General features: G+C 47.9%; 8 tRNA genes. All 8 read left to right on the top strand.

Features of this window, described 5'->3' with window-relative positions:
* Positions 1-6: 6 nt before the first annotated feature.
* Positions 7-82: transfer RNA gene (locus I2484_RS21065), tRNA-Thr, on the top strand.
* Positions 83-88: 6 nt separating this feature from the next.
* A tRNA-Lys gene (locus tag I2484_RS21060) sits at positions 89-164 on the top strand.
* Positions 165-198: 34 nt separating this feature from the next.
* Positions 199-280: transfer RNA gene (locus I2484_RS21055), tRNA-Leu, on the top strand.
* 8 nt (positions 281-288) lie between these two features.
* Positions 289-363, top strand: a tRNA-Gly gene (locus I2484_RS21050).
* Between the two features lie 7 nt (positions 364-370).
* Positions 371-459, top strand: a tRNA-Leu gene (locus I2484_RS21045).
* A gap of 15 nt (positions 460-474) precedes the next feature.
* Positions 475-551: transfer RNA gene (locus I2484_RS21040), tRNA-Arg, on the top strand.
* 25 nt (positions 552-576) lie between these two features.
* Positions 577-653, top strand: a tRNA-Pro gene (locus I2484_RS21035).
* An 81-nt stretch (positions 654-734) separates the two neighbouring features.
* Positions 735-807 (top strand) — tRNA-Ala (locus I2484_RS21030).
* Positions 808-938: the final 131 nt, after the last annotated feature.

The following is a 938-nucleotide window of genomic DNA, read 5'->3' as shown; positions in this document are numbered from 1 at the left end:
TAATTAGCCGGAGTAGCTCAACTGGTAGAGCAACTGACTTGTAATCAGTAGGTTGAGGGTTCAAGTCCTTTCTCCGGCACCACTTTTCGAGCCATTAGCTCAGTTGGTAGAGCATCTGACTTTTAATCAGAGGGTCGCAGGTTCGAATCCTGCATGGCTCACCATTTTTTTATGACTTTTAAGTTATAATTTTATATTGCGGGTATGGCGGAACTGGCAGACGCGCTAGACTTAGGATCTAGTGCCTTCGGGCGTGGGGGTTCGACTCCCTTTACCCGCACTTATAATGCGGAAGTAGTTCAGTGGTAGAATACGACCTTGCCAAGGTCGGGGTCGCGGGTTCGAATCCCGTCTTCCGCTCCATTTACATGCCGGGGTGGCGGAACTGGCAGACGCACAGGACTTAAAATCCTGCGGTAGGTGACTACCGTACCGGTTCGATTCCGGTTCTCGGCACCAAAATTATTATTATATGCGCTCGTAGCTCAATTGGATAGAGCACCTGACTACGGATCAGGAGGTTGTGGATTCGACTTCTGCCGGGCGCACCATTATATTTAAAACTTTATATTTATTCGGGACGTAGCTCAGCTTGGTAGAGCACTTGGTTTGGGACCAAGGGGTCGCAGGTTCGAATCCTGTCTTCCCGACCATTAAGCTTTTTAAGCAGTTTCACCGCTTAAAGAAGCTACCATTATAAGTATTTTTTGTTACTTAAATAATCCTTCCTACATGGGGCCTTAGCTCAGCTGGGAGAGCGCCTGCCTTGCACGCAGGAGGTCAGCGGTTCGATCCCGCTAGGCTCCACTTATGAACCTTGAAAACTGAACAGCAAAACGTCAATGAAATACAGCGAGAGTGCTAACGCACTTGAGCAAAACGTTTCTAACTAAACCAGCTTCGGTTGGTCGAAAAGAAACACACACAAGAATCTTCGG

The sequence above is a fragment of the Sporosarcina sp. E16_8 genome, assembly GCF_017347095.1.
Taxonomy (GTDB): Bacteria; Bacillota; Bacilli; order Bacillales_A; family Planococcaceae; genus Sporosarcina.
This window is presented reverse-complemented; position numbering and strand designations above follow the sequence as displayed.